The sequence below is a fragment of the Isoptericola sp. S6320L genome (genome assembly GCF_023015685.1).
GTDB classification, from domain to species: Bacteria; Actinomycetota; Actinomycetes; order Actinomycetales; family Cellulomonadaceae; genus Isoptericola; species Isoptericola halotolerans_A.
Genome location: NZ_JALKAT010000009.1, coordinates 64,913 through 91,139, shown reverse-complemented (window position 1 = coordinate 91,139; position 26,227 = coordinate 64,913). Strand labels below are relative to the sequence as shown.

The window sequence follows — 26,227 nt, the reverse complement described above, 5'->3', positions numbered from 1 at the left end:
CACTTCGGGGATGACGACCGTGCAGGACACCTTCGGCCCCGCTTCGTCGTCCGTCCCGGCGAAGGCGCGAGGTAGCGCACGACCGCGCCAGGTAGCGGCCCTCAGTAGTCGTAGAGTCCTCGTCGCACGCCTCGAACGACGGGACTGTACGGCCGCCCGCTCCCGCGGCCCCGGTGCACCTGCCGTTCGATCTCGGCCTCCCGCTGCATCGCGGCGACCGCCTGCTCTGCCCGCTCGATCTCGTCCAGCCGCGGAGGGTCGTACACCCACGCGCACACCAGCAACAGGACCCGGGCGACGAAGTTGACGAGCACCAGCACCGCGGCGAGCGTCACGAACGACGCCAGGATGGCGTTCCGCGACGCGGTGGCCGACACCAACGACGTCCCGACCAGGCGCAGAGCGCTCGTGGCCAGGCCCGCGATCAGACATCCCAGGACGAGGTCCCTCGTGCGGCGCGGGCGCACCTGCGCGACGATGCGGACGATCAGGTAGACCAGCACCGCGTCCAGCACAAGACTCACGGCATAGGAGCCAAGGCTGAGCGTCCAGCCCAGCACGATCGAGTCACCGAACCAGCGGGTGATCTGCCCCCTGACCGTCTGGGAGACGATGCTCGCCGCGGCGGTGGTCACCAGCATCACGCCGAGGAGCAGGAACCCGACGAGCTGCCACACCTTGGACAGGACGAAGTTCACTCCGACCACCGGGGCGTCGAACATCGAACGCACCGAGTGCCGGAGCGCACCCATCACGCTGATCGCCGTCCACAGGAAGACCACCGCGGCGACGGCAGTGGTCCAGCTCCACGCCGAGTCCAGCACGAGCGACGCGGGATCGACGAGGCCGGGATCGTCCGGGTCGCTCGGGTCCTCCTTGAGCAGCCCCGGCACCCACGCGTCGATCTCCTTGAAGACCTGGTCCTTCAGCTCCGGACGGCTCCCGAGGGTGGCCGAGAAGGCACTGACCCCGATGGTGAGGGCCGCACCCAGAGAGAACAGCGCCGAGTAGGCGATCCCGCCGCAGAGCAGATTCCCGCGGCGCGCCAGGTACCACTTGACGGCACGGACGGAACGCAGGTCGAACGCCCACTGGACGAGGCCGACCACCAGGTCACGGAGGCGGGCGAGTCTGTCGGGCACGCCCCGACCCTATCGAGCCGTCCCGCGGTCGGCAGGTCGGTCAGGCAGGGCGGTCATGCGTGGCCGGCGGCCGGGCTCCCCCGGAGGGCGAAGGACCGCTGCGGTCGCCACACGCCGTCGTCCCCGTGCTCGTACATCCAGACGGCGGAGACGGCGAAGACCGCCTCGAACGCGCTCATGTCGCGGAACGCCCGGTCGAGCGCCTCGTCGGGCACCTCGTGCGCGACGGTCACGTGCGGGTGGTAGTTGAACCGGAGATCCTGCGCGAGCACCCCCGACCGGGCCTGTTCCTCGAGCAGCTCGCACTCCGCGATGCCCTCCGCGAGAGCGACGAACACGACCGGCGAGATGGGGCGGAACGTGGCCGTGCCACGCAGGTGGATTCGGAACGGCGGCGTCTCGCCGGCGATCTTCTCCAGGTGCTCGCAGACGGCCGGCAGGACCGACGAGTCGACGACGGTCGGGCCGATCACCGTGATGTGCGGCGGGATCGCCGCGGCGAGCGGGTCGCCGACGTCGGCGCGCGCCTCCTGCAGCTGCGTGGCGTACGGCTCGGGGATCGCGATGGCGATCCCGATCCGCACCTGGTCGGGGCCTCGGGGGGGCAGGTTCACCGGTTGCCTCGCGGCAGGAGCCCGAACCGGTCGAAGTACCGGTCCCGGACACCGCCGGCGATCTCGCGGGCCCGTGCCGCGCCGTCGTCGAGCACCTTGTCGAGCTGCGCCGGGTCGGCCAGGTAGGTGTTCGCGCGCTCCTGGAACGGCTCGAGGAAGGCCACGACGGCGTCCGCCAGGTCGACCTTGAGGTAGCCGTAGCCGCGCCCGTCGTACTCGGCCGCGATGTCGTCGATCGCGCGTCCGGTGACGGCGGAGAAGATGGTCAGCAGGTTGGAGATGCCCGGCTTCTTCTCCCGGTCGAAGTAGACAGCGTAGGACTCGTCGGCATCGGTCACCGCGGACTTGATCGCCTTGGCGGCCTTCCGCGGGTTCTCGAGCAGCCAGATGACGCCCTTGCCGCCGGCGTTGGACTTCGACATCTTGGCGGCCGGGTTCTGCAGGTCCTGGATCTTCGCCGTGGCGGTGACGATGTACGGGTCCGGCACCACGGAGGTCCCGGCGCCGAACCGTGCGTTGAGCCGCTCGGCGATGTCGCGCGTCAGCTCGAGGTGCTGACGCTGGTCCTCGCCGACCGGCACCAGGTTCGCGTCGTAGACGAGGATGTCGGCCGCCATGAGCACCGGGTAGGTGAACAGACCCACGGTGGTGCCCTCGGTACCCTGCTTGGCCGACTTGTCCTTGAACTGCGTCATCCGGCTCGCCTCGCCGAACCCGGTCTGGCAGCTCAGGAGCCAGGCGAGCTCGGTGTGCTCGGGAACGTGCGACTGCACGAAGAGTGTCGACCGTGCCGGGTCGACCCCTCCGGCGAGGTACTGGGCCGCCGTGGCACGGGTGCGCTCACGCAGGGCGACCGGGTCCGGGTTGACCGTCAGCGCGTGCAGGTCCACGACGCAGTACAGCGCGTCGTGGTCCTCCTGGAGCGCGACCCACTGCGTCAGCGCGCCGAGGTAGTTTCCCAGGTGCAGCGAGGAGTCGGTGGGCTGCATGCCGGACAGGATGCGGGGCCGGGGCGCCACAGGCGCGCCCGGGACGGTGGAGTCGGACATGGGGCTCATTCTGACAGGTCGGACGGGGCGGTCGGAAACGCGCGGGACGTCGGTGGGCGGTGGTCGGTCCTTCTCATGTGGCCTCGTCGTCGAACGGCGCGGGCTCCGCCGCAGCCGTCCTCGACGGCGCGGCGCCGACCCCTGCCGCCGTGGCCGCCGCGCTGCCCGTGCCGGCGTAGCCGGCCGTGCGGCGCGTGGTGCGGGGCGCCGGCTCGTCGTCGAGGAGGGCCTCCTTCACGATGCGGCGCGGGTCGTACTGCCGCGGGTCGAGCTTCTGCCAGTCGACGTCCTTGAGCTCGTCGCCGAACTCGTCGTCGATGCGCTCCTTGGCACCCTGCAGGGCGGCCTTGCCCTGGCGCACGAGCGTGCCGAGCTGGCCGGCGTAGTGCGGCAGGCGCTCGGGGCCGATGAGCACCAGAGCGAGCACGATGATGACGACGAGCTCGCCGCCGTTGATCCCGAAGAATCCCACGCCCGACAGCCTAGCCCGCGCTCGAACGCGTCCGGTACCCGCTCACTCGCTCGGGCGCTCCTGCAGCACGACGCGGACGTCCCGCTCGTCGTCGCCGCTGCGGACCCGCAACGTCACGGCGTCGCCGGGCTGGCTGGCCCGGATCGCCACGATGAGCTCGTCGCTCTGCGCCACGGGGCGGCCGTCGATCTCCAGGATGATGTCGCCGGCCCGGATCCCGGCCACGTCCGCCGGGCCCCCGTCGGTCACCGGTGCGTTCCCCTGCTGCGCCTCCTCGGCGACCTTGACGCCCTCACCCGTGTAGCTCGAGTCCAGCAGCACCCCGATGACGGGATAGGTGGCCTGGCCGGACTCGATGAGCTGCTCGGCGGTGGTGCGCACCTGGTTCGCCGGGATGGCGAAGCCGAGCCCGATGCTGCCGGTCGCCTGCATGGCGCCCGGCGGCTGCGCGATCGCCGAGTTGATCCCGATGACCTCGCCGGCCGCGTTGACGAGCGGACCGCCCGAGTTGCCGGGGTTGATCGCGGCGTCGGTCTGGATCGCGTCGATGAACGCCGTCGTCGCCTGGTCCCCGGCCTGCACGGGCCGGTGCAGCGCGCTGACGATGCCGGCGGTGACGGTCGAGTCGAGACCGAGCGGCGCCCCGACGGCCAGCACCTCGTCGCCGACCACGACGTCGTCCGAGTCACCCAGCGCGAGCGGCGTGAGCCCGTCGGCGTCGATCTTCACCACGGCCAGGTCGTAGTCCGAGGTCCGGCCGACCACCTCGCCCTCGTGCTCGCTGCCGTCGGCCAGGACGACGACGACCTCACCGCCGCCGGTCCCCGCCGCCACGACGTGGTCGTTGGTCAGGACGTAGCCGTCCGCCCGCAGCACGAACCCCGAGCCGCTGGAGACGCTGTCGTCGGCACCGGTGACCTCGAACGACACGACCGACGGCAGGACGTCCGCGGCGGTCGAGGCGAGGGAACCCTCCGGCCGGTCGAACCCTGCCGCGGCCTCGGCGCTGCCCGTCGCGGCCGGCAGCCGTGCGGACGGGTCGCCGTCGGAGCCGGCCCCGGAGATCCGGTCGCCCGCGAACCCGCCCAGGAGCCCGACCAGCAGGGCGAGGACGAGGATCCCGGCGACACGCGCTCCGCCGAGGCGAGCGCGCGGCGGGTCCGGCGTCCCCGCGCCCGTCGGCGCGGGCTCCCCGGACGGCGATCCCTCCGACGGCGATTCCTCCGATGGCGGTCCCTCCGACGGCGGCCCGGCCGGCCCCGGAGGGGACGGCTCGGTGCGTGCGCCACGCGGCGCCGAGGGCGACGTCGGGCCCGGGGTCGGCGACGGGGCCGGGGTCGGAGGCACCTGCACCGGCGCCGGGTCCGGCCGCCGCGCCGGCGGCTCGGGCGCCGCGAAGAGGTCCGAGGGGTCCTGGTGCGTCATGGGCGGGTGAGTGCTCCTGTCACGGTGGTCCAGCCGCGGGTGATCCGGGGTACGACCCCCGCATCGTAGGCATCGTCGGGGAACGCGGCGACCACGTCGACCAGGACGTCGTGGGGGGCGTCGGTCGTCGCCTCGACGACCATGTCGCCCGCCTGCCACGCGACGTGCCACGGGTCCCGCATCAGCACGTGCACGTCGTCCCGTCCGGGGACGTCCAGGCGCACGTCGGACCGGACCACGTCGGCGAGTCGACCGGGTCGCTCGCGGACCACCACGGGGCCCTCGGGTCCCGCCAGGTGGATCTCGACGACCTCGCCGTCGGTCCGGACGTCGGTGAGTTCGTAGCCGGCCGGCAGGGCGCCGGGCGCGACGTACGACTCGTCCGGCGCGACGGCGTCGGTCACGCTCGTCGACACCTCGTCCGTCCCGGCGAGCATGCTCAGCGCCGCCGCGCGGGACGTCTCGGGCGAGACGACGGGAGCCTGCCCCAGCACGAACAGGGCGCAGCCCAGCACGCCCGCACCGCCGGCCCCCACGAGGACCAGCCGACGACGACGGCGCCGCCGTGCCGAGCCGGCGATGTCGCCGGTGAGGGTGGTCCGCCACGCCTCCGGCGTCTGCCACGTGGTGTCCCGGTCGGGGGCGCGCAGCGGGTCGTGGTCCGTCGACGGGATGGACGCGGACAGGGCGAGCAGCCGTGCGGTGAGCTCCGGCGTCGGTGCCACGTCGCAGGCCTGCGACAGCCGGCGGCGGGCCGCCCGCGCCGCCTCCAGCTCGGCCGCGCACAGACGGCAGGCCGCGACGTGGCAGAGCGCCCGGTCCGTCTCGGCCGGGCCGAGCTGGCCGTCGGCGAGGGCGCTCACCCGGTCCCCGAGGTGACCGCTCATCGCACCACCTCGGCGCGTCGGTGCTCGAGCGCGTCGCGGAGCTGGGCCCGCGCACGGTGGATGCGGGACCGGACCGTGCCGATCTTGATGCCGAGCGTCACCGCGATCTCCTCGTAGCTGAGGCCCTCGATGTCGCACAGGACGACCGCGGCACGGTACTCCGGCCGCAGGGCGTCCAGCGCCGCCTGCACGTCGTTGTCGAGGTGGGTGTGCTCGAACCCGCGCTCCGGCCGCGCGCGGTCGTCGGTGGCCTCGACGCGCGAGGCGTCCTCGCCCATGGCCTCGAACCGGATGCGCTTCTTGCGCCGGACCTGGTCGAGGAACAGGTTCGTGGTGATGCGGTGCAACCAGCCCTCGAACGTGCCCGGCGTGTAGCTGGACAGGGAGCGGAAGACGCGCAGGAACGTCTCCTGCGTCAGGTCCTCGGCGTCCTGCTTGTCGCCGGTGAGGCGGTACGCCAGCCGGTACACGCGTGCGGAGTGCTCGCGGACGATCTGGTCCCACGACGGAGGTACCCAGCCCGCGGCAGGGTCGGGCGCTGCAGGGTCGGTACGGTCAGCGGTCTCGGTCATCACGGCCATGGTCCCATGCGAACGTGTGAGCGCCCTGGGAGGTTCCCACGTACGATCGCAGCGCAGCAATCCGAGGGGGCCGCCATCACCACCGGGGTCGGTGCCCAGGACGACCCGACGGCCGCCTGGGCCTTCAGCGAGACGTACCTCGCCGAGGACGTGACGCTCCTGCGCGCCCGCGAACGGGCCGCGGAGCTGGGCTGCGCCACCGTCTCCCCCGGCACGGGAGCGCTCCTGCGGGTGGTGGCCGCGGCCCTCCGGGCCCGCGCCGTCGTCGAGATCGGCACCGGCGCCGGGGTGGCCGCGCTCTGGCTGCTGCGCGGCATGGCGCCGGACGGCGTGCTGACCACGATCGACCCGGAGTCCGAGCACCAGCGTGCCGCCAAGGTGGCGTTCGCCGAGGAGGGCGTCCCGGTGCACCGCACCCGGACCATCGTCCGGCCGCCCCTCGACGTCCTGCCCCGGTTGTCCGACGGCGCCTACGACCTGGTGCTGGTGGCGACCGATCCCCCGGCCTACGCCGACTACGTGGAGGCTGCGGTGCGCCTCCTCCGGCCCGGCGGGGTCCTCGTCGTGGTGGACGCCCTGCTGGGCGGGCGCGTCGCAGATCCCGACCGGCGCGACGAGACGACCACGCTCGTCCGGCGCCTCGCCCACGCGGTGCGCGACGACGAGCGCCTCGCCCCGGCGATCGTCCCGGTCGGCGAGGGCACCCTGCTGGCCGTGCGCCGGTAGCAGCCGGGCCGCGGCACGACGACGGGCGCGGAGCAGGTGTCTGCTCCGCGCCCGTGAGTTCGTACGTCGTCAGCCCGAGCCGACTCAGCCGGTGACGGCCTGGAGGGCCTCGCCCAGCTCGCCGGCCTCGGTCGCGTTCAGCTCGACGACCAGGCGACCGCCGCCCTCCAGCGGGACACGCATGACGATGCCGCGTCCCTCCTTGGTGACCTCGAGCGGTCCGTCGCCCGTCCGCGGCTTCATCGCAGCCATGTGTGGCTCTCCATTTCCGTTGTCCGGTTCCCCAACTGCCTCAGCCCCGCCCGTCGCCCCGGCGACGGGTCAACGCTGCCGGCACGGCCACGCAGCTCGAGGCGTGCCTCACCATTCTACTGCGGGCCGGGTCGTCCCTGGTCACGCCATCCCGCGCAGAGCCGCACGAGGCGGCGCCTCGTCGCGGACGGCCGCCACCATCTCGAGCGCCTGCCGCGTCGCCGCGACGTCGTGCGCCCGGAAGACCCGGGCGCCGTGCCACGCCGCGAGCGCCGTCGCGGCGAGCGTGCCCGCCAACCGGTCCGCCGGCGGGAGGTCGAGCGTCTCCCCGACGAAGTCCTTGCGGCTCAGCGCCATGAGGACGGGGAACCCGAGCCCGGCGAGCGCCTCCGTGCGACGCAGGAGGTGCAGCGAGTGCCACGTGTTCTTGCCGAAGTCGTGCGTGGGGTCCACGAGCACCGACGACGGCGGCACGCCGCACGCGACGGCCCGCTCGGCCGCGTCGCGCAACGTCGTCAGCACGTCCTGGGTGACGCCGTCGCGCGGATCCTCGGGGGTGCCGTGCTGGGTGCCGTCAGCGCCGCCGGCGCCCGGCGGGTACTCCACCCGCCAGGGGTCGGTGCGGGGCCGCGCCCCGCCCGTGTGCGAGCAGACGACGCCCACCCCGGCCGCGCCCGCGACCTCGACCAGCGCCGGGTCGTGACCGGCCCACGTGTCGTTGATGAGGTCCGCACCGGCACGAACGGCCGCGCGGGCGACCTCGGAGCGCCAGGTGTCGACGCTCAGGAGCAGGTCGGGCAGCTCGGCGCGCACCCGCTCGACGAACGGCACGACGCGATCGATCTCCTCGGCGACGCCCACCTCGGGGCCGGTGCCCGCCCGCACCCCGCCGACGTCGAGGATCGCGGCGCCCTCGGCCCACGCGGCGTGGGCGGCCGCGAGCGCCGGGCCGTCGTCGGCGAACCGGGCCGGCGCGTAGAACGAGTCGCTGGTGCGGTTGACGATGGCCATGACCACCGGGCGGGACACCCCGCCGGGCCCGCGGCCGACCTCGCGGCCGCGCAGCACGAGGGGTGCGCCCGCGGGCGGGATCACGAGCGGAACTCGGCGGCCAGCGCCCGGCCTCGCTCGACGACGTGCTCGACCGCGTCCTCGGCGGAGTCGGTCAGGTGGAGCAGGTCGAGGTCGGTGGGGTTGATCATGCCGCGGTCCACGACGGCGGTGCGCACCCACTCGAGCAGGCCGCCCCAGTAGTCGGTCCCGACGAGCACCAGGGGGAACCCGGTGACCTTGTGGGTCTGCACGAGGGTGATCGCCTCGAAGAGCTCGTCGAAGGTGCCGAACCCGCCCGGCAGCACGACGAACCCCTGGGCGTACTTGACGAACATCGTCTTGCGCGCGAAGAAGTACCGGAAGCTGACGCCACGGTTGACGAACTCGTTCATGCCCTGCTCGAAGGGCAGCTCGATGCCCAGCCCGATCGACGTCCCGCCGGCGTCCGACGCACCCTTGTTCGCGGCCTCCATGATGCCGGGGCCACCACCGGTGATCACCGCGTAGCCCGCGTCGACCAGGCGGCGGCCGACCTCCACGGCGAGCTGGTAGTCCTCGTGGTCGGGTCGTGTGCGGGCGGAGCCGAACACCGAGACGGCCGGGCCGACCTCGGCGAGCGCGCCGAACCCCTCGACGAACTCGGCCTGGATGCGCATCACCCGCCACGGGTCCGAGTGCACCCAGTCGGTCCCGTCCCCCGGGGCCAGCAACCGCTGGTCCGTGGTGGTGTCAGGGATCTCGGTGCCGCGCAGCAGGACGGGCCCCTTGCGGTACCCCTGGCCGGTCTGCTGGACACCCTCGTCGGTACGGTCGCTCATGGGACCGACACTACTGACCGCGCAGCCAGGTGCGCAGCGCGTCGCGGCACATGGCGAGCTCACGTACCGGCACCCGCTCGTCGTCGGCGTGGGCCAGCGAGGGGTCGCCCGGGGCGAAGTTGACCGCGGGGATACCGAGCTCCGCGAAGCGCGCGACGTCGGTCCACCCGAACTTGGGCTTCGGCACTCCGCCGGTGAGCGCGAGCACCGCCGCGGCGAACTCGGCGGCGAGCGGGTCGTCGAGACCCGGGCGCGCGGCGGGCGAGGAGTCGGTGACCGTCACCTCGTAGCCGTCGAAGAGCTCGCGCAGGTGCGCCTCGGCCTCGGCCAGCGTGCGCGAGGGGGCGAACCGGTAGTTCACGGTGACGGTGCAGGCGTCCGGCACCACGTTGCCCGCGATGCCGCCGCGGATCCCGACGGCGTTCATGCCCTCGCGGTAGACGAGGCCGTCGACCCCGACCTCGGCCGCCTCGTAGGCCGCGAGCCGGGCGAGGATCGGCGCGGCGGCGTGGATCGCGTTCTCCCCCCGCCAGGACCGCGCCGAGTGGGCCGCGACGCCGCGGGTGCGCACGTCGACACGGATCGTGCCCTGGCAGCCGCCCTCGATGTCGGCCGCGGTCGGCTCGCCGAGGACGGCGAAGTCACCGGCGAGCAGCTCAGGGTGGTTCCGCGCCAGCCGCCCCAGCCCGCTCTTGGACGCCTCGACCTCCTCGTGGTCGTAGAACACGTAGGTCAGGTCCACGACCGGCTCGCTGCCGGGACGTCCCAGCTCGACGGCGAGCGCCAGCATCACCGCGATCCCCGCCTTCATGTCGACGGTGCCGCGCCCCCACAGGACGCGGTCGTCGCCGGTGCCCTCCAGACGCGTCGGCAGGTTCGGCGGGTCGGTGAGCGGCACGGTGTCGAGGTGGCCCGCCAGCACGACCCGACGGTCCCGGCCGAGCAGCGTGCGCGCGACGACGGCGTCCCCGTCGCGGGTCACCTCCAGGTGGGGCTGCCCGCGCAGGAGGGCCTCGACGGCGTCGGCCAGCGCCTCCTCGTCCCCCGAGACGGACTCGATGTCGCACACGGCGGCGAGCACGTCCACGAGGTCGGACGTGGGGATCTCCACCGGGTCGAACAGGACGGGATCGAAGCGGTTCTGCTGGCTGGTCACGCGTTCATCGTGCCACCCCGCGCCGATAGGCTGCTCCCATGACGACGCCCACCACCTCTGACCGCACCGCCTGGGGACTCGGCCTCGCGACCGTGGCCGACGACGGCAGCACGCTCGACGTCTGGTACCCCGCCCCCCAGCTGGGGGTGGCGCCCGACGACGTCGACGTGCCGGCCGATCTGGCGGCCCTCTCGCAGCGGGACGACGCGCGGCGGGTGGACGTCGCCGTCGTGCGCACCGAGATCGACCTGGACGCGCCGCCGACCGACGCCGCGGACGCCTACCTGCGGCTGCACCTGATCTCCCACCGGCTGGTGGCGCCCCACGGGCTGAACCTCGACGGGTTGTTCGGCAGGCTCACCAACGTGGTGTGGACCTCCCACGGACCGTGCAGCGTCGAGGGCTTCGAGATCACCCGCCTGCGCCTGCGCGCGTCGACGGACAAGCCCGTCACGGTGTACGGCATCGACAAGTTCCCGCGCATGGTCGACTACGTCGTGCCGTCCGGCGTGCGGATCGCCGACGCCGACCGGGTGCGGCTCGGCGCGCACCTGGCCGAGGGCACCACGGTCATGCACGAAGGCTTCGTGAACTTCAACGCGGGCACCCTGGGCGCCTCGATGATCGAGGGCCGGATCTCGGCCGGCGTCGTCGTCGGCGACGGCTCCGACGTCGGTGGCGGCGCCTCGATCATGGGGACCCTGTCCGGCGGTGGGAAGCAGATCATCTCGATCGGCGAGCGCTGCCTGCTCGGGGCCAACGCCGGCCTCGGCATCCCCCTCGGCGACGACTGCGTCGTCGAGGCCGGCCTGTACGTCACGGCCGGGACCAAGTGCACGGTGCTCGGAGAGATGGGCGACGAGGGCGAGCCGCGCGTCGTCAAGGCGCTCGAGCTGGCCGGACGCGACAACCTCCTGTTCCGCCGCAACTCGCGCACGGGGGCCGTCGAGGTGCTCGCCCGCGCCTCGGGCGTGGAGCTCAACGCCGCCCTGCACGCCAACTGATGAGCCGACGACGGCGCTCCGCCGCTGGTTCGGCGGTCGCCGTCGTCGCCATCCTGGCCGTCGGTGTGGGGGCGGTGGCCGGAGTCATCTGGTTCCTGTCCGCCCGCGAGCCCGCACTGAACCGGGAGCGGTGCACCGCCACCCTCGACGGGACGGGCTGGGAGCTGGCCCCTGTCCAGGCGGAGAACGCGGCGCTCGTGGTGGGCACCTCGATCCAGCGCGGCCTGCCGGCGCGAGCGGGCACGATCGGGCTCGCGACGGCGCTGCAGGAGTCGAGCCTCGTCAACATCGACTACGGCGACCGGGACTCGTTGGGCCTGTTCCAGCAACGGCCGTCCCAGGGCTGGGGAACGACCACGGAGATCATGGACCCCGTGTACTCGACGAACGGGTTCTACGCGGGGCTCGAGCAGGTCGACGGCTGGCAGGACCTCGAGGTCACGGTGGCAGCCCAGGCGGTGCAGCGGTCCGCCTTCCCGGACGCGTACGCCCAGCACGAGACGCTCGCGCGGGCATGGGCCTCCTCGCTGACCGGGCACTCTCCCGGGTCGGTCACGTGCGAGCTGTTCGCCGTCGCCGCCGAGGACGAGCTCGTCGAGGTCCCGAAGCTGCTGGCGCGGGACCTCGGTGTCCCCGGTGAGGCGGTGAGCGCCGACGGGGCGCTGACCACGATCGACGCCGGCGTGCTGCCCTTCGAGAGCGCCGAGCGGTCCACGTGGACCGTGGCCCACTGGGCGGTGGCGACGGCGAAGGCGACCGGTACCGCCGAGGTCCGGGCGGAGGGGCTGGTCTGGACACGGGCGTCGGGCGATTGGTCGCCCCTCGACGCCGGGTCGGAGCCGCTCGCTCGGGGCACGGTCACCGTGACGCTGGGCACGCCCACGGACGCCCCGAGGTAGTAATCCGTTGCGCGAGGTAGTAACGCTCGCGCCGAGGTAGTGACAGGTTGCGCGAGGTAGTAGCGCTCGCGCCGAGGTAGTACCTCGCGGGTCGAGGTAGTGCGGGGTGGGTCGGGTTCCGCCGGGTGGCGGGTCCCGTGCACGGTCGCGTTCACGGGCGCAGGGCGCCCTCCACTTCGGGACTGACGACCGTGCACGGGACCCGACACCCGGCTTTGACGTTCCCGCCCGGCGCTACCCCACGCCGTCGGGCACTACCTCGCGCCGCGCGCTACTACCTCGGCGGGCGGGGCGCTACCTCGGGGCGAGCGGCACCATCTCGGCGGGGTGGTCAGCGGTTGTCGAGCGAGACGTAGTCGCGGGCTGTCGGGCCGGTGTAGATCTGCCGCGGGCGGCCGATCTTCGTCTGCGGGTCCTTCGACATCTCGCGCCACTGGGCGATCCAGCCGGGCATCCGACCGAGCGTGAACAGCGGGGTGAACATCGCCGGGGAGAAGCCCATGGCCTGGTAGATCAGGCCGGTGTAGAAGTCGACGTTCGGGTAGAGCTTGCGCTCGACGAAGTAGTCGTCGCTCAGCGCGATCTCCTCGAGGCCGCGGGCGATGTCCAGCAGCTCGTCCTTCGCACCCAGCTCGTCGAGCACGGCGTCCGCGTGCTTCTTGACGATGGCGGCACGCGGGTCGTAGCTCTTGTAGACCCGGTGACCGAACCCCATGAGCCGGACGCCGGCCTCCTTGTTCTTGACCTTCTTCATGAAGGTCTCGACGGAGTCGTCACCGGAGCGGATCTTCTCGAGCATGAGCAGCACGGCCTCGTTGGCGCCGCCGTGCGACGGGCCGGACAGGGCGTTGATGCCCGCCGACACCGAGGCGTACAGCGTCGCGTTGGAGGACCCCACGATGCGGACGGTCGACGTCGAGCAGTTCTGCTCGTGGTCGGCGTGCAGGATGAGCAGCTTGTCCATCGCCGAGACGACCGTCGGGTTCGCCTCCCACTCCTCGTAGGGGCGGGCAAAGGTCATACGCAGGAAGTCGTCGACGTAGCCGCGCGCCGCGTCGGGGTAGAGCAGCGGCTCGTCACGCATCGAGCGGTGCACGTACGAGGTGATCGTGCGGATCTTAGCGAGGATGAGCACGGTCGCCAGCTCGACGGCGTCGTCGTCGTGCGGGTCCAGCGACTCCGGGTAGTACGTCGCGAGCGCGTTCACGGCCGAGGCCATGATCGCCATGGGGTGGCCGCCGCGCGGGAAGGTGCCGAGGAAGGTGCGGAACGCCTCCGGCACGAGGGTGTGCCGGTTGATGCGGTCGGTGAACGCCTCGAGCTGCTCGGCCGAGGGCAGCTCGCCGTGGATCAGCAGGTAGGAGACCTCGAGGAACGACGAGCTGTCGGCGAGCTGCTCGATCGGGTAGCCGCGGTAGCGCAGGATGCCCTGGTCGCCGTCGATGTAGGTGATGGTCGACTCGCACGAGGCGGTGTTCGTGAAGCCGGGGTCGACCGTGACCATCCCCGTCTCCTTGAGCAGGGACGAGACGACGATGCCGTCGTTCCCCTCGGTGGCCGGCACCACGGGCAGGGCGTGCGCCTTGCCGTCGACGGTGAGCTCGACCGTGGGGGTCTGCTGGGTGGACGTCATGTCTTCCTTCCCTGACGGGCTCCCGGAGCCCCGTCGTCGGGACCTGGGACACGCGAACTCGTGGCAATGTCATGGACTACCGCTCGGGACCACCTGGGGGCGTCTCCGCAGGGCAGCCTCGGCCTGCGGATGAAACTACCCCTCAATCCCATGCGGTTCCAATCCCCGCGTCAAGCACCTGTGATGCGCGCCACAGCACGTGCGACGGCGTCGTCGCCGGCCGTCAGCGCCACCCGGACGTGCCGTGCACCCGCGGCGCCGTAGAACTCCCCCGGCCCGACCAGCACACCACGTTCGGCGAACCACCGCGCCAGGTCGCGGGACGTCGTCGGACCTGCGGCGTCGTCCTGCGGGCGGACCCACAGGTAGAGGCCTGCCTCGGAGTCGTCGACGGCGAACCCCGCGGCGCGCAGCGCGGGCAGGAGCGCCTCCCGACGTCGCCGGTACCGCTCCCGCTGCGCGGCGACGTGGTCAGCGTCACCCAGGGCGGCGACCATCGCGGCCTGCACGGGCGCGGGGACGATCATCCCGAGGTGCTTGCGCGTCGCCACCAGGTCGCCCACGAGCGCCGGGTCGCCTGCCACGAACGCCGCCCGGTAGCCCGCCAGGTTCGACTGCTTCGACAGCGAGTAGGCGACCAGGAGGCCGTCGTGGGAGCCGCCGTTCACCCGCGGGTCCAGCAGGCTGGGGACGCGGCTCGAGCCGTCCGGACCGACCCACCTGGGGTCCCAGGGCAGCTCGGCGTAGCACTCGTCGCCCACGACGACGGCACCGACCTCGCGGGCCGCCGTCACCACGGAGCGCAGGTGCTCGACGTCGGCCACCGCCCCGGTGGGGTTGGAGGGCGAGTTGACCCAGACCATGCGCACGTCGTCACGCCCGGCCCACGCGGCGACGTCGTCCGCCGGGAGGGGGGTCGCGCCGGCGAGACGCGCGCCGACGTCGTAGGTCGGGTAGGCGATCTCGGGGTGGACGACGACGTCGCCCGGGCCGAGCCGCAGCAGGCTCGGCAGGAGGCCCACCAGCTCCTTGGACCCGACCGTGGGCATGACCCCGGCCGGGTCGAGGTCCGGGACGCCGCGACGCCGCGCGAACCAGCCGGCGACGGCCTCGCGCAGCGCCGGCGTGCCGTACGTCAGCGGGTACCCCGGGGCGTCCGCAGCGCCGGCCAGGGCGTCGCGGACCACCGCCGGGGTCGGGTCGACGGGTGTGCCGACCGACAGGTCGACCATCCCGCCGGGATGAGCGGCCGCCGTCGCGCGCACGTCACCCAGGGTGTCCCACGGGTAGGCGAGGGACCTCAGGTCGGTGAAACCCATGCGCGCGTCCGACGGCGGCGCTCAGGCCTGCGGGGGCAGGCCGGCGATCATCGGGTCGTCCTTCTCGATGACGCCCATCTTGGCCGCGCCACCGGGCGAGCCGAGGTCGTCGAAGAACTCGACGTTCGCGCGGTAGTAGTCCTTCCACTCCTCGGGGACGTCGTCCTCGTAGTAGATGGCCTCGACCGGGCAGACCGGCTCGCAGGCCCCGCAGTCCACGCACTCGTCCGGGTGGATGTACAACGAGCGGGAGCCCTCGTAGATGCAGTCCACGGGACACTCCTCGATGCACGCCTTGTCCTTGACGTCGACGCACGGCTGAGCGATCACGTAGGTCACTGCAGTTCCCTTTCAGGTCACGGGGATGGAGCACGCTCCGGTCGTTCTCGGGGCACTCTAGTATCGCTCACGTGACAAACCCGCACGCGTCCCCCGGATCGTCCGACTGGCGAGACTGGCCGGCCGGGACGCGGGCCGTGGTACGCCGTCGGCTCATGCCCGCGGAAGCCAGCGCGTCCGGGCAGCGCTGGACCGACGTCGTCGGCGTCGTCGTGGCCGCCGACGCCGACGAGATCGTCCTGCGGCGGGATCCGGCGCGCCCGGACGCGCCGGGCGCCGGCGAGCAGGTGCGGGTGCCGGCCGCCGACGTCGAGGCCGCCAAGGTCCTGCCCCCGCGCCCCGCCCGGAGGCCGGCGCGCCCGCGCGACTGACCGCGCTACCTCGGCGCGAGCGGCACTACCTCGGCGCGAGCCGCACTACCTCGGCGTGGGTGGGGGTGAGGCCGACGACGACGGCGCCCGCCGTGCAGCGCTCGACCAGCGCCGCCGGCCAGCCCGCGGTCAACGGCACCTGCTCCACCGCGGTGGGTGCCGCGCCGGCGGGCACCGGCGGGCGGCCGGTCTGCCGCACGGCGTCGGCGGCCCGGAAGAACGCGTGCGTCGAGGCGTTGGTCTCCAGCGCCTCGATCACGAGCTCCAGGTCCCGCACCACCTTGCGCAGCGCCGGTGCGACCCAGGCGGCGTTCTGGGTGACCATGGCCTCGGTGCGCGCCGGGTCGGTGAACGCCACCCGCGTGCCGTCGCGGAAGCTGCCCGCGGCGAGCCCGAGCGCCACGTCGCGCACGGGCGCGCCGGCCACGGCGTTCAGCAGCTGGGTGGCGACCACGTGCGGGACGTGGCTGACCAGCGCGGCGGCCTCGTCGTGCACCTCGTCGGTGAGGACGGCGACCGTGCCGGCGCACGGTCCGGTGACCAGCTCCAGCACGGCGGCGAGCCGCGCCGGGTCGACCCCCGGGTCCACCGTCACGGCCCAGCGCACCCCGTCCAGCAGGCCGGCCTCCGAGGCGTCGAACCCGCTGTGCTCGGTTCCCGCCATCGGATGCGCGCCGACGTAGCGGTCGCCCAGGCCCGCCGCGCGCACCTCCGTGCGCACCGGCCCCTTGACGCTGCCCACGTCGGTCACGGTGGCCGATGCCGGGGCGTGCGCGGCGACGTCGGCCGCCACCGCGGGCATCGCCCGCAACGGGGTGGCGAGGACCACCAGGCCGGCGTCCGCGACGCACCCCGCGACGTCGTCGGCGACGGTCAGGCCCGCCCGCCGTGCGGCGGCGCGCGTGGCGGCCGACACGTCCGTGGCCACGACGTCGACGCCCCGGGCGGCCAGCAGGCGGGCCAGCGACCCGCCGATGAGCCCGAGCCCGACGACGGCGACCCGAGGCGCGTCCTCGCGCTCGGTGGCGCCGGCGCTCACCACAGCAGGCCCCGGTCGACGACGGCGGCCGGGTCGTGCGCGCGCACGCTGCCGAGGGGCACGTGCTCGGCCAGCCGTCCCTCGAGACCACCCTCCCCCGGCTCCGCGGGGTAGGCCCCGAGCACCTTGAGGGCGTCACCGGCACCGAGGAGGTCGCGGAACAGCTCCTGCACGCCCGGCTGCCAGGGCGCGGCGTCGAGCGTCACGACGAACACGTACTGGCCCTGGCGCGCCTTGAGCGGCCGGGTCACCAGGCTCGACATGTTCACTCCCCGAGCGCCGAACGCGTCGGTGACCCGGGCGAGCACCCCGGGGCCGGTCACCACCGGCGTGACCGCGAGCATCGTGCGCCAGGAGGTCTCGCCGTCGGGCGCCGCGCTGCGCCCCACCGCGAAGCGCTCCGCCGCCCGCTCCCGCCGGTCGAGCACCAGGAACCGCGTGCGGGCCCCGGCGAAGTCCTCGACGGCCTCGGCGAGCGTCTCGAGCCCGTAGAGCTCGCCGCACAACCGGGGGCCCAGCGCCACCTGGTGCCGGTCCACGTCGCGGCAGGCGGCCGCGTTGGACGCCGCGGGGACGGGGGTGAGCCCGCGTCCTGCCACGAACCGGTGGCACTGGGCCAGCCCGTGCGGGTGGGCGGTCGCCTCGGTCAGCTCGCCGTGTCCCGGACGCACGAAGGCGTCGAAGGAGACGTCGAGCACCACCTCGTCCACGGCGACGACGTCGGCGCTGCCCAGCAGCGCGTCCAGCGACGGCACGACGTGCCCCTCGACAGAGCTCTCGATGGCGACGACACCACCGGCGACCGCCCCGGACGACACGGCGTCGTGCACCTCGCCGACCGTGCCGAGCGGCACCTCCTCCACGGGGGTGCCGGCGGACCGCTGCGCCCACGTGCGGGCCGCCTGGTGGGTGAAGGTTCCCTCCGGTCCCAGGTAGGCGATCCTCACGCGCCCGCCCAGCGCGGCGTCAGCGCGTCCGGACCCGGCTCGAACCGCTCCCCCGGCAGCACGGCCAACGTCCGGTGGGCCACGGACCGCGCGTCGAGCTCGGCCACGAGCGCGTCCAGCACGGTCACCCGCGGGCACCGGAACGACGTGAGGAACACGTGCGGACCGAACGCCGAGGGGTGGCTGCGCAGGTGCTGCAGGTCGACCCCGGCGTCGGCCAGCACGCCCAGCGTCTCGCGCAGCGAGCCCCGGTGGTCGTCCGACGGGCCGAAGGCCAGCCACACCTGGGCGGACCCGTCGAAGCGCGGCCACGCGTCGGCGGACTCCAGCAGCCCGTACCAGACCGGTCCCTGCTCGGCGAGGCGTTCGCCGCCCGGCACCTCCACCCAACCGGCCGGCACCCGGCTGCGCTCGACGACCAGCGAGCCGTGGTCGCCCGCCAGCGCGGCGCGCTCCTCCACCGGCGTCGCGGTCGGGACCAGCCGTGGGCTGACGCCGACGGACCGGAGCGTGTCCGCGCAGTCCCGCATCCCGGCCTCGTCCACCACGACCTGACCGCCCACGACTCCTGGTGGTGCGACCCACACCCACTGGGGCCGGACCGGCACGGCGGCGGTCACCAGCAGCGTCGGGGCCCCGGCCAGCAGCGCCTGCTCGAGCATCGGCGCCGGCTGCTCGGGATGGCCCAGGTGCACGACGGCGGCGAGGTCGTCGATGCTCGCGACCGTCTCGAGCGCCTGCGACGTCGTCCCGAGGTCGAGCAGCTCCTCGGTCTCGTCGGGCACCGCGGACGGCACCGGCGACCCGGCGGCGACGCCGGACCAGCCGGCGTCGTGGGCGGCGAGGGCGGCGTGGGCCGAGGACTCGCGGGCGGTACGTCCGAGCATCAGTCCTCGTCCTCGTCGTCGTCCTTCGGCTTGCTGCAGCTCACCGCGTCGTCGGGCTTGTACCGCCAGAAGTTGGACTCGTCCTTGACGAGCTCGCCCTCGAGGTAGACCTTGCGGTAGACGGTGATCGCGAACCCGGCCTCGCCCCCGGAGTACGGCTCGCAGTCCGGGCTGCCCGACTTGTCGACGGTCTTGATCGGCACGACGTCCTGCTTGCCGGAGTCCGACTCCTCGACGTCGTAGTACTTCGTGGACCAGATCTTCACGTGGAGCCGACCACCGGAGACGTAGCTCTGCATGAGCGCGCCGTAGGGCGTGTCGTTCTTGAACTTCATGTCGATCGCGCCGACGTAGATCGTGGCCTCGCGGCCCGCCGGGTACCGGCTGAACCAGTAGCTGTGCTGCCGGTGCTCGACGTCGTCGAACCCGGCGAAGAACCCGGCGTTGTAGGTGGTCGTGGCCATCTGCGACAGCCCGCCGCCGACGGCGTCCACGTGGACCCCGTTGCTCACGACGCCCGCGGCGAAGAAGCCGTTCGAGGTCTCGATCGGGGACAGGGTGTCGATCAGCGAGAACGTCTCGCCGGGCTTGACGAGGGTCTCGTTGACCAGCTCGGCGCCCCGCACCAGGTTCTTGGTACGGATCGGCTCGCTGGTGAGCGGCGTGGAGAACTCGGAGACGACCTCCTTGACCCCCAGCTCCTCGAGGGAGGCCGCGGAGTCCTCCGGGTCCTCCTCGACCAGCTCGACGGACGTGTCCCGCTCGGTGCTCTGCGCCGCCTCCCCGACGGCGGTCGCGACCTCCTCCGGGTCCAGCGTGGTGCCTGTCTCGCCGCCCACGATGGTGGGTTCGCCGCTCGAGAACTCGAAGCGGGCGTCGTCGGGCTCGCGCAGCAGGTCGTCGGTGCGGTCGATGAGGGCGCTGGTGAGCCGGCCGCCGTCGAACTCCGCGACGAGCGCACCCTCGGCCGGGACGAACGACGTCGAGCGGGCCAGGACGCGCGCCGGCAGCTCCGGGCTCTGCTCCCCGACGGCGACGGTGACCGGGCCGGAGACGATCTGCTCCGCCTGGGCGTAGGCCTCGTCCGTGGCTGCCTGGTCGATCGCCGGGGGCACGGGCTCGGTGGGCAGCTCGATGGGTCCGGTGGTCACCAGCCACGACTCGACGAGCGCGTCGTCAGCGGCGTCGACCACGACCTGCGTCCCGTCGACGGCCTCGGTGGCCGCCGGCTCGCCGTCGGCGAAGCGCACGGTCCCGTCGACAGGTTCCGTCGCGAGCGAGGTCGCGACCGACTCGACGGACGACGTCAGGGCGGCGCGGTCGACGTCCACCACCGGCGGGTTCTCCGAGCCACCGGCCACGTGCGCGACGAGGCGGGTCGGGTCGAGCGAGAACCCCGTCAGCTCGTCGACCGTCGCCTGGGCGTCGAGCGTGAGCCCTGCCTCCGCCGGGTCGACGGTGCTCGAGACCTCTCCGGCCTGCACCGTCACCGGTTCGGCCGCCCGGGGGCCGAGGCCGCTCTCCAGCGCGCTGACGGCCTGACCGGCGTCGAGCCCGCCGATGTCCACACCGGCCACCGTGGTGCCCGAGGGCACGGAGTCCGCGACGAACCACTGGGCACCGACGTACAGGCCGCCGAGGACGACGACCCCACCGGCGACGCCGAGCAGCACCTTGGGCCAGCGGCTGGGCGCGCCGTCGCCCTGGAGGCCGTCCAGCGGCGTCCCGGCGGTGCCCGACGGCGGGACGGCGCCCCCCGTGGGCGCGCTCACGGTCTGGATCGCCTCGGTCGCAGGGGCCGTCGAGGCGCCGGCAGCGGCCGTGCCGGCGCCGCCGACCGCCGCGGTGCCGATGACCCGGCGCTGCTCGTAGGCACGCACCGTCGGCTGGTACGGCACGTCGTCGGCCTCGTCCGGGGTCTGGACGGCGGGCGGCGTCCTGCTCGACCCTGCCGGCTCGACCGGCTCGACCGGAGCGGGCTCCGGTGCGGGCGCGCTCGGCGCCGCCGACCGAGGTGCGGGCGCGCTCGGCGCCGCCGGGGCGCTGGGCGCCGCGGGGGCGCTCGGCGGCTGGGGCGTGCTCGCCGCCGACGACGTGTCCGGCTGCGCGGTGCTGGGCGCCGGCGTGCTGGGCGCCGGCGTGCTCGGCGCCTTCGTGCTCGGCGCCGACGAGCTGGGCTCCGGCGCGCTCGGCGCCGCTCCCGGCACCTCGGTCACGATCGGTGGACGGGCGTCGCCGGCGTCAGGTGCGGGCGCTCGCTCGGGAACCTCCGGCGAGGCGGTGCTGCCCGGCGACGCGGTGCTGCCCGATGACGCAGGGCTGGCCGGTGACGCGGTGCCACCCTGCCCGGGCAGGTTCTCGTCGCTCTCGGTCGGCTTGCCCATCGACACGCTCCGTGCTGGTCTCGTCGGGGGCCGGCGCTGCCCCACGCTCACGTCCTGGGCGCGGATCCCCGCGCGCCCACGAATCCTACTCGGCGCGACCGGTCGTCACTGCTGCTCGCCACCGTCGTCGCTGAACCACCGGCGCGGCAGGAACGCCGCCACGGCGAAGAGCAGCAGCCCGCCGTAGGTCCAGACATATCCGACAACCTGCGCGGGCACCAGGACGTCACCGCCGGGCCCGGTCGAGGAGAGCACCTGGACGGCGACGAGCCAGCCCGCTCCGGCCGTCAGCAGCGTGACCGTCCCGGACCAGGCCCGGCAGAGCACGGCGGTGGAGAGCGTCAGCAGCAGCGCCAGCGCCAGCCCCGTGGGCAGGCCCGCCCACTCGCTCCGGTGGGAGACGGTCCCGATCACCCCGACGGCCGCTCCGAGCAGCAGTGCGAGCACGCCACGGAGGGCGAGCGTGCGGCCCGGGACGCGGGGCGGCGCGGACTGGGCATGGTGGGGCGTGGTCGAGCTCACCGGGCCGAGCCTACCGGCGTGGCGGGGCGCGGGGCCGCCCGCCGCAGGTGCGCCGCGGCGAGCACGGGGGCGAGCACGCCGTTGCTCAGCGCGTAGCGCGCGACGACGCCCGGGCCGGCCGCAACGGTCGTGCGGCCGGCGTGCTGGACCTGCGTCGCGTGCGCGGCGAGCGCCGCCAGGACCCGGTCGAGCACGGGCGCCACGTCCACCGTGCGGGTCGCGGTCGCCAGCAGGTCGGCGGCGGGCACGGCCACTGGCGGCAGGTCGCCGTCGGGGTCCGGGAGCGTGAGGCCGTGGTCGTCCGCGAGCCGCCGCACCGACGGGTCGGACGCGAGCGCCCGGCGCGCGGACCGCAGGTCCTCGGCAGGTTCCACGACCTCCCAGCGCTCCGGCACGCGCCACGGCTCACCGCCGACGGCGGCCGTCGGGTCGGTCGCGAGCTCCAGCGCCCGCACGGTCACGTCGTGGGCGCGGACGTGGTCCGGGTGCCCGTAGCCGCCGCCGGCCTCGTAGGTCACCACCAGGGACGGTCGACGGTCGCGGACGACGGAGGCGAGCCGCCGGGCCGCCACGTCGAGCGGGACGCGGGCGAACGCCGTCGGGCCCGAGTCCGGTGCCGGCCCGGCGATGCCCGGTGCGACCCAGGCCATCCCCGAGTCCTCGAACCGCGCCGGCTCCCCGACGCGCGCGTCGTCGGGGAGCTGGACCGTGTCGAGGAGGACGTGGTCGGCCACGCCGAGCGCGGCCAGCGCGGCGGACAGCTCCGTCTCCCGGTGCGCGGCCAGGGCGCGCCCGTCACCCTCGAGGTGCGCGAGCCCCGTGGGGTGCGACGAGGTGTCGATGACCTCGCCGCGCTCGCCACGGGTGCACGTCACCACGGTGACGTGCACCCCCGCCGCCGCGCGGGCGGCCAGCAGCGCACCGGTCGCGAGGGTCTCGTCGTCCGGGTGCGCGTGCACCGCGAGCAGGCCGCCCTGCACGGCTCAGCCGCGCTTGGCGCGCGCCGTCGCCCGCGCACGCTCCGTGGCGTCGAGGTTGACCTTGCGGATGCGGACGATCTCGGGCGTGATCTCCACGCACTCGTCCTCGGCCGTGAACTCGAGGGACTCCTCGAGGGTGAGCTTCTGCGGCGGGATCAGGTTCTCGAAGCTGTCCGCGGTCGACGACCGCATGTTGGTCAGCTTCTTCTCCTTGGTGATGTTGACGTCCATGTCCTCGTTGCGCGAGTTCTCACCGACGATCATGCCCTCGTAGACCTCCTGCGTGGGCTCGACGAAGAACGTGCCGCGCTCCTGCAGGTTGATCATGGCGAACGGCGTCACGACGCCCGCGCGGTCGGCGACCAGCGAGCCCGTGGCGCGCGACTCGATGGTGCCCTGCCACGGCTCGTAGCCCTCGGCGTACGACGACGCGATGCCGGTGCCGCGGGTCTCGGTGAGGAACCGCGTGCGGAACCCGATGAGGCCGCGCGCCGGCACCACGAACTCCATGCGGACCCAGCCGGTGCCATGGTTCGCCATGGTCTCCATGCGGCCCTTGCGGGCGGCCATGAGCTGAGTGACGGCGCCGAGGTACTCCTCGGGCACGTCGATCGTCATGCGCTCCATGGGCTCGTGCCGCTTGCCGTCGATCTCCTTGGTGACGACCTGGGGCTTGCCGACGGTGAGCTCGAAGCCCTCCCGGCGCATCTGCTCCACGAGGATGGCCAGGGCCAGCTCGCCACGACCCTGCACCTCCCAGGCGTCGGGGCGCTCGGTGGGCAGCACCCGCAGGGAGACGTTGCCGACGAGCTCGGCGTCGAGCCGGTCCTTGACCTGGCGGGCCGTGACCTTGTGGCCCTTGCCGCCCTTGCCCGCCAGCGGCGAGGTGTTGATCCCGATCGTCATGGAGATCGCCGGGTCGTCGACCGTGATGACGGGCAGCGGGCGCGGGTCGTCCGGGTCCGTGAGCGTCTCGCCGATCATGATGTCGGCGATGCCGGCCACCGCGACGATGTCGCCGGGGCCGGCGGACTCGGCGGGCACCCGGGTGAGCGCCTCCGTCCGGAGCAGCTCGGTGATGCGGACCTGGCCGAGGGTGCCGTCGTGGCGGGCCCAGGCGACCGTCTGGCCCTTGCGGAGCGTCCCGTTGAAGATGCGCAGCAGGGCGAGCCGGCCGAGGAACGGCGAGGCGTCGAGGTTGGTGACGTGCGCCTGCAGCGGCATCTCGTCGTCGTACGTCGGCGCCGGGATGGTCTGCAGGATGGTCGAGAACAGCGGCTCGAGGTCCTCGTTCGCGGGCAGCGCACCGTCGGCGGGCTGCTCGGTGGAGGCCCGGCCGGCCTTCGCGGAGGCGTAGACGACCGGCACGTCCAGGACCGCGTCCACGTCGAGGTCGGGGACCTCGTCCGACAGGTCGCTCGCCAGGCCGAGCAGGAGGTCCGTCGTCTCGGCCACGACCTCGGTGATGCGCGAGTCGGGCCGGTCGACCTTGTTGACCACGACGATGACGGGCAGCTTGGCCGCCAGCGCCTTGCGCAGCACGAACCGGGTCTGGGGCAGCGGCCCCTCGGAGGCGTCGACGAGCAGCACCACGCCGTCCACCATCGACAGGCCGCGCTCGACCTCGCCACCGAAGTCGGCGTGGCCCGGGGTGTCGATCACGTTGATCGTGACCCCGCCCGCCTCCCCCGCGTCGGCGGCGGCAGGACCGGCGTACCGGACCGCGGTGTTCTTGGCGAGGATCGTGATGCCCTTCTCACGTTCCAGGTCGCCGGAGTCCATCACGCGGTCGTCCACCTGCTGGTGCGCGGCGAAGGCGCCGGCCTGCCGCAGCATGGCGTCGACCAGGGTCGTCTTGCCGTGGTCGACGTGGGCGACGATCGCCACGTTGCGCAGGTCGGAGCGCACAGACATCTACGGTTCTCTTTCCGTGGGAGGTGGCACCCGGGATCCCGGGGCCGCTCCATCCTACCCGGAGGTGCTACGCCTCCATCGCGAGCGGCGCGTCCCGTTGGTCCTGCTCTGCTGGCTGATCTCCGCGAAGTTCTCCGTCACGTGGTCCGTCACGTGCTCCGTCACGTGCTCCGTGAGCTCCCGGCGGCGCAGGCGTCGCTCGGCCCGGGTGATCTGCCGGTACTCGGCGTCGAGCGCCTTCCACACCGAGATGGCGGACCCGATCATCACCACCGAGAAGGGCAACGCGGTGAGGATCGCCGCCGTCTGCAGCGCGCTCAGCCCGCCCGCATAGAGCAGCGCCGCGGCGACACCGCCTTCGAGGATCGCCCAGAACAGACGGGACCACAGCGGCGGGTTCGGGTCCCCGCCGTTGGCGAGCATGTCCACGACGAAGGAGCCGGAGTCCGAGGACGTCACGAAGAACACCACGACCAGGACGATCGCGACGACGGCCATCCAGGCCCCGCCGCCCGGCAGGCTCTCGAAGAGCTGGAACATCGCCGTGTCGGTGTTGACCACCATCTCCCCGGTCTCGGGGTCGGGCGCCAGCATCGACCCCGGGTCGTTGCGCTCCTGGTGGATCGCGGATCCGCCGAACACGCTGAACCAGACCGTCGTGACCAGCATCGGCACGAGCAGCGTGCCGAGGACGAACTCACGCACCGTCCGGCCACGGGAGATGCGCGCGATGAACAGGCCGACGAACGGGGCCCAGGACATCCACCAGCCCCAGTAGAAGATGGTCCAGCCGGACTCCCAGGCGAGGCCGTCGTCGCCCTGGAACGCCAGGGTGTCGAACGTCATGAACATGACGTTCTGGAGGTAGTAGCCGATCGACTGCACCCACTCCCGGGCGACGAAGAGGGTGGAGCCCATGATCAGCACCGCGAGGACGAGCAACCCCGCCAGCACCATGTTGCCGTTGGAGAGCCACTTGATGCCGCGCTCCAGCCCCGACGCGACCGAGATCGCCGCCACGGCCGTGATCGCGGCGATGAGCCCCATCTGGAGCGCGAGCGTCGCGTCCGCCACCTCCAGGTAGTCGAGACCGGCCGCGACCTGCTGCACCCCGAGCCCGAGGGAGGTCGCCACGCCGAACACCGTGCCGAAGATGGCCAGGACGTCGATGACGTCCCCGAGCCGGCCCTTCACCCGCTCCTGCCCGAGGAGCGGCTCGAGCGCCCACCGGATCGAGGCGGGCCGGCCCTTGCGGTGGATCGCGTAGGCGAGGGCGAGGCCGATGACCACGTAGATGCCCCAGGCGTGGAACCCCCAGTGCACGTAGGTCTGGCCCATCGCCGCCTGTGCCAGCGCGGGGGCGTCTCCCGTGACCCCCGGCTTGGGCGACTCGAAGTGCGACAGCGGCTCCGCCACGCCGTAGTAGACGAGCCCGATACCCATCCCCGTGGCGAAGAGCATCGCGAACCACACGGGCAGCCGGAAGTCCGCCGGCTCGTCGTCCGGGCCGAGCGTGATCTCGCCGAACCGGCTCACGCCCATCCAGATCGCGAAGATCATGAAGGCGGCCACGATGACGACGTAGTACCAGCCGAACCCGTTGATCGTCTTGGCCTGGAGGGTGTTCATGACCTCCTTGACCGTGTCCGTCGCGAAGAAGGCGAGCAGCACGAACAGGAGGATCAGTCCCCCCGCCGGGTAGAACACGGCGGGGGCGATCGTGGATCGTCGGCGCGTCATGGTGATCACCTTGACGCCCTTGTCCCAGCACGGCAAATGCAGACGCCGGCGGGTCCCGAGGGACCCGCCGGCGT

At 73.4% G+C, this 26,227-nt stretch carries 26 protein-coding genes; 4 read left to right on the top strand and 22 right to left on the bottom strand.

The window, feature by feature from the left end; translation table 11 throughout:
• Positions 1–101: 101 nt before the first annotated feature.
• The 7 genes from MWU57_RS07570 to sigE form a co-directional block, all read right to left on the bottom strand.
• Positions 102–1,142: a YihY/virulence factor BrkB family protein gene (locus MWU57_RS07570; protein WP_246908485.1), complete on the bottom strand. Its 1,041-nt coding sequence runs from the start codon at positions 1,140–1,142 to the stop codon at positions 102–104.
• 53 nt (positions 1,143–1,195) lie between these two features.
• Complete coding sequence (locus MWU57_RS07565; RefSeq protein WP_246908482.1) at positions 1,196–1,756, bottom strand: 2'-5' RNA ligase family protein; 561 nt, start codon at positions 1,754–1,756, stop codon at positions 1,196–1,198.
• Positions 1,753–2,805, bottom strand: a complete 1,053-nt coding sequence (gene trpS / locus MWU57_RS07560) for a tryptophan--tRNA ligase (RefSeq protein WP_246908479.1) — start codon at positions 2,803–2,805, stop codon at positions 1,753–1,755. Before trpS ends, MWU57_RS07565 begins: the two co-directional genes overlap by 4 nt.
• Positions 2,806–2,878: 73 nt before the next feature.
• Positions 2,879–3,277, bottom strand: a complete 399-nt coding sequence (locus tag MWU57_RS07555; RefSeq protein WP_106266784.1) for a twin-arginine translocase TatA/TatE family subunit — start codon at positions 3,275–3,277, stop codon at positions 2,879–2,881.
• Positions 3,278–3,319: 42 nt separating this feature from the next.
• On the bottom strand, positions 3,320–4,702 hold the full coding sequence (locus MWU57_RS07550) for a S1C family serine protease (RefSeq protein ID WP_246908477.1): 1,383 nt from the start codon (positions 4,700–4,702) through the stop codon (positions 3,320–3,322).
• Positions 4,699–5,589, bottom strand: a complete 891-nt coding sequence (locus MWU57_RS07545; RefSeq protein WP_246908474.1) for a zf-HC2 domain-containing protein — start codon at positions 5,587–5,589, stop codon at positions 4,699–4,701. The genes MWU57_RS07550 and MWU57_RS07545 overlap by 4 nt, the downstream gene beginning before the upstream one ends.
• Positions 5,586–6,161, bottom strand: a complete 576-nt coding sequence (gene sigE / locus MWU57_RS07540) for an RNA polymerase sigma factor SigE (protein ID WP_207767687.1) — start codon at positions 6,159–6,161, stop codon at positions 5,586–5,588. The genes MWU57_RS07545 and sigE overlap by 4 nt, the downstream gene beginning before the upstream one ends.
• Before the next feature lie 15 nt (positions 6,162–6,176).
• On the opposite strand from sigE, the gene MWU57_RS07535 reads away from it, so the two are divergent.
• Positions 6,177–6,896 (top strand): O-methyltransferase, encoded by a 720-nt coding sequence (locus tag MWU57_RS07535; RefSeq protein WP_246908472.1) that lies wholly within the window; start codon positions 6,177–6,179, stop codon positions 6,894–6,896.
• Positions 6,897–6,980: 84 nt separating this feature from the next.
• Here the strand turns inward: MWU57_RS07535 and MWU57_RS07530 are convergent, their stop codons facing one another.
• The 4 genes from MWU57_RS07530 to dapE all read right to left on the bottom strand — a co-directional run bounded on the left by MWU57_RS07530 (position 6,981) and on the right by dapE (position 10,142).
• Positions 6,981–7,148: a DUF3117 domain-containing protein gene (locus MWU57_RS07530; RefSeq protein WP_106266794.1), complete on the bottom strand. Its 168-nt coding sequence runs from the start codon at positions 7,146–7,148 to the stop codon at positions 6,981–6,983.
• A gap of 141 nt (positions 7,149–7,289) precedes the next feature.
• Positions 7,290–8,243, bottom strand: coding sequence for a dihydropteroate synthase (folP, locus tag MWU57_RS07525; RefSeq protein ID WP_246908470.1), 954 nt, complete (start codon positions 8,241–8,243; stop codon positions 7,290–7,292).
• The gene (locus MWU57_RS07520) at positions 8,240–9,019 is read right to left on the bottom strand and encodes a TIGR00730 family Rossman fold protein (RefSeq protein WP_246908468.1); all 780 of its coding nucleotides are present in this window, start codon (positions 9,017–9,019) and stop codon (positions 8,240–8,242) included. Before MWU57_RS07520 ends, folP begins: the two co-directional genes overlap by 4 nt.
• Positions 9,020–9,029: 10 nt before the next feature.
• Entirely contained in the window at positions 9,030–10,142 is a 1,113-nt protein-coding gene (dapE, locus tag MWU57_RS07515) for a succinyl-diaminopimelate desuccinylase (RefSeq protein WP_246908544.1), read from the bottom strand.
• A gap of 71 nt (positions 10,143–10,213) precedes the next feature.
• Here dapE and dapD point away from each other — a divergent pair, with 71 nt between their 5' ends.
• Positions 10,214–11,179: a 2,3,4,5-tetrahydropyridine-2,6-dicarboxylate N-succinyltransferase gene (dapD, locus tag MWU57_RS07510; protein WP_106266797.1), complete on the top strand. Its 966-nt coding sequence runs from the start codon at positions 10,214–10,216 to the stop codon at positions 11,177–11,179.
• Entirely contained in the window at positions 11,179–12,078 is a 900-nt protein-coding gene (locus tag MWU57_RS07505; protein ID WP_246908465.1) for a hypothetical protein, read from the top strand. The genes dapD and MWU57_RS07505 overlap by 1 nt, the downstream gene beginning before the upstream one ends.
• Positions 12,079–12,409: 331 nt before the next feature.
• Here the strand turns inward: MWU57_RS07505 and MWU57_RS07500 are convergent, their stop codons facing one another.
• The 3 genes from MWU57_RS07500 to fdxA form a co-directional block, all read right to left on the bottom strand.
• Positions 12,410–13,711: a citrate synthase gene (locus MWU57_RS07500; RefSeq protein ID WP_106266800.1), complete on the bottom strand. Its 1,302-nt coding sequence runs from the start codon at positions 13,709–13,711 to the stop codon at positions 12,410–12,412.
• Between the two features lie 170 nt (positions 13,712–13,881).
• On the bottom strand, positions 13,882–15,030 hold the full coding sequence (dapC, locus tag MWU57_RS07495; protein ID WP_246908464.1) for a succinyldiaminopimelate transaminase: 1,149 nt from the start codon (positions 15,028–15,030) through the stop codon (positions 13,882–13,884).
• A gap of 21 nt (positions 15,031–15,051) precedes the next feature.
• A complete protein-coding gene (gene fdxA, locus MWU57_RS07490) occupies positions 15,052–15,369 on the bottom strand; it encodes a ferredoxin (RefSeq protein ID WP_106266803.1) in 318 nt (105 codons plus the stop codon).
• Between the two features lie 71 nt (positions 15,370–15,440).
• On the opposite strand from fdxA, the gene MWU57_RS07485 reads away from it, so the two are divergent.
• Complete coding sequence (locus MWU57_RS07485) at positions 15,441–15,740, top strand: hypothetical protein (RefSeq protein WP_246908462.1); 300 nt, start codon at positions 15,441–15,443, stop codon at positions 15,738–15,740.
• 25 nt (positions 15,741–15,765) lie between these two features.
• Here MWU57_RS07485 and MWU57_RS07480 read toward each other — a convergent pair whose 3' ends face one another.
• The 8 genes from MWU57_RS07480 to MWU57_RS07445 all read right to left on the bottom strand — a co-directional run bounded on the left by MWU57_RS07480 (position 15,766) and on the right by MWU57_RS07445 (position 26,153).
• Complete coding sequence (locus MWU57_RS07480) at positions 15,766–16,779, bottom strand: prephenate dehydrogenase (protein WP_246908460.1); 1,014 nt, start codon at positions 16,777–16,779, stop codon at positions 15,766–15,768.
• Positions 16,776–17,726: a prephenate dehydratase domain-containing protein gene (locus MWU57_RS07475; RefSeq protein WP_246908457.1), complete on the bottom strand. Its 951-nt coding sequence runs from the start codon at positions 17,724–17,726 to the stop codon at positions 16,776–16,778. Before MWU57_RS07475 ends, MWU57_RS07480 begins: the two co-directional genes overlap by 4 nt.
• Positions 17,723–18,613, bottom strand: coding sequence for a hypothetical protein (locus tag MWU57_RS07470; RefSeq protein ID WP_246908455.1), 891 nt, complete (start codon positions 18,611–18,613; stop codon positions 17,723–17,725). Before MWU57_RS07470 ends, MWU57_RS07475 begins: the two co-directional genes overlap by 4 nt.
• A complete protein-coding gene (locus tag MWU57_RS07465; protein WP_246908452.1) occupies positions 18,613–20,997 on the bottom strand; it encodes a VanW family protein in 2,385 nt (794 codons plus the stop codon). Before MWU57_RS07465 ends, MWU57_RS07470 begins: the two co-directional genes overlap by 1 nt.
• 105 nt (positions 20,998–21,102) lie before the next feature.
• The gene (locus MWU57_RS07460; RefSeq protein WP_246908449.1) at positions 21,103–21,519 is read right to left on the bottom strand and encodes a DUF6113 family protein; all 417 of its coding nucleotides are present in this window, start codon (positions 21,517–21,519) and stop codon (positions 21,103–21,105) included.
• Complete coding sequence (locus tag MWU57_RS07455; protein ID WP_246908446.1) at positions 21,516–22,499, bottom strand: PIG-L family deacetylase; 984 nt, start codon at positions 22,497–22,499, stop codon at positions 21,516–21,518. The genes MWU57_RS07460 and MWU57_RS07455 overlap by 4 nt, the downstream gene beginning before the upstream one ends.
• 3 nt (positions 22,500–22,502) lie before the next feature.
• Positions 22,503–24,413, bottom strand: coding sequence for a translational GTPase TypA (gene typA, locus MWU57_RS07450; protein ID WP_106266815.1), 1,911 nt, complete (start codon positions 24,411–24,413; stop codon positions 22,503–22,505).
• A 54-nt stretch (positions 24,414–24,467) separates the two neighbouring features.
• Complete coding sequence (locus MWU57_RS07445) at positions 24,468–26,153, bottom strand: BCCT family transporter (protein ID WP_246908444.1); 1,686 nt, start codon at positions 26,151–26,153, stop codon at positions 24,468–24,470.
• Between the last annotated feature and the right edge of the window lie 74 nt (positions 26,154–26,227).

Excerpts from the sequence above, each read along its gene's own strand:
- trpS (WP_246908479.1), bottom strand. The coding sequence starts at position 2,805 with ATGTCCGACTCCACCGTCCCGGGCGCGCCTGTGGCGCCCCGGCCCCGC.
- MWU57_RS07550 (WP_246908477.1), bottom strand. The coding sequence starts at position 4,702 with ATGACGCACCAGGACCCCTCGGACCTCTTCGCGGCGCCCGAGCCGCCG.
- MWU57_RS07545 (WP_246908474.1), bottom strand. The coding sequence starts at position 5,589 with ATGAGCGGTCACCTCGGGGACCGGGTGAGCGCCCTCGCCGACGGCCAG.
- sigE (WP_207767687.1), bottom strand. The coding sequence starts at position 6,161 with ATGACCGAGACCGCTGACCGTACCGACCCTGCAGCGCCCGACCCTGCC.
- MWU57_RS07535 (WP_246908472.1), top strand. The coding sequence starts at position 6,177 with ATGCGAACGTGTGAGCGCCCTGGGAGGTTCCCACGTACGATCGCAGCG.
- MWU57_RS07530 (WP_106266794.1), bottom strand. The coding sequence starts at position 7,148 with ATGGCTGCGATGAAGCCGCGGACGGGCGACGGACCGCTCGAGGTCACC.
- MWU57_RS07520 (WP_246908468.1), bottom strand. The coding sequence starts at position 9,019 with ATGAGCGACCGTACCGACGAGGGTGTCCAGCAGACCGGCCAGGGGTAC.
- dapD (WP_106266797.1), top strand. The coding sequence starts at position 10,214 with ATGACGACGCCCACCACCTCTGACCGCACCGCCTGGGGACTCGGCCTC.
- MWU57_RS07505 (WP_246908465.1), top strand. The coding sequence starts at position 11,179 with ATGAGCCGACGACGGCGCTCCGCCGCTGGTTCGGCGGTCGCCGTCGTC.
- MWU57_RS07500 (WP_106266800.1), bottom strand. The coding sequence starts at position 13,711 with ATGACGTCCACCCAGCAGACCCCCACGGTCGAGCTCACCGTCGACGGC.
- dapC (WP_246908464.1), bottom strand. The coding sequence starts at position 15,030 with ATGGGTTTCACCGACCTGAGGTCCCTCGCCTACCCGTGGGACACCCTG.
- MWU57_RS07470 (WP_246908455.1), bottom strand. The coding sequence starts at position 18,613 with ATGCTCGGACGTACCGCCCGCGAGTCCTCGGCCCACGCCGCCCTCGCC.
- MWU57_RS07465 (WP_246908452.1), bottom strand. The coding sequence starts at position 20,997 with ATGGGCAAGCCGACCGAGAGCGACGAGAACCTGCCCGGGCAGGGTGGC.
- typA (WP_106266815.1), bottom strand. The coding sequence starts at position 24,413 with ATGTCTGTGCGCTCCGACCTGCGCAACGTGGCGATCGTCGCCCACGTC.
- MWU57_RS07445 (WP_246908444.1), bottom strand. The coding sequence starts at position 26,153 with ATGACGCGCCGACGATCCACGATCGCCCCCGCCGTGTTCTACCCGGCG.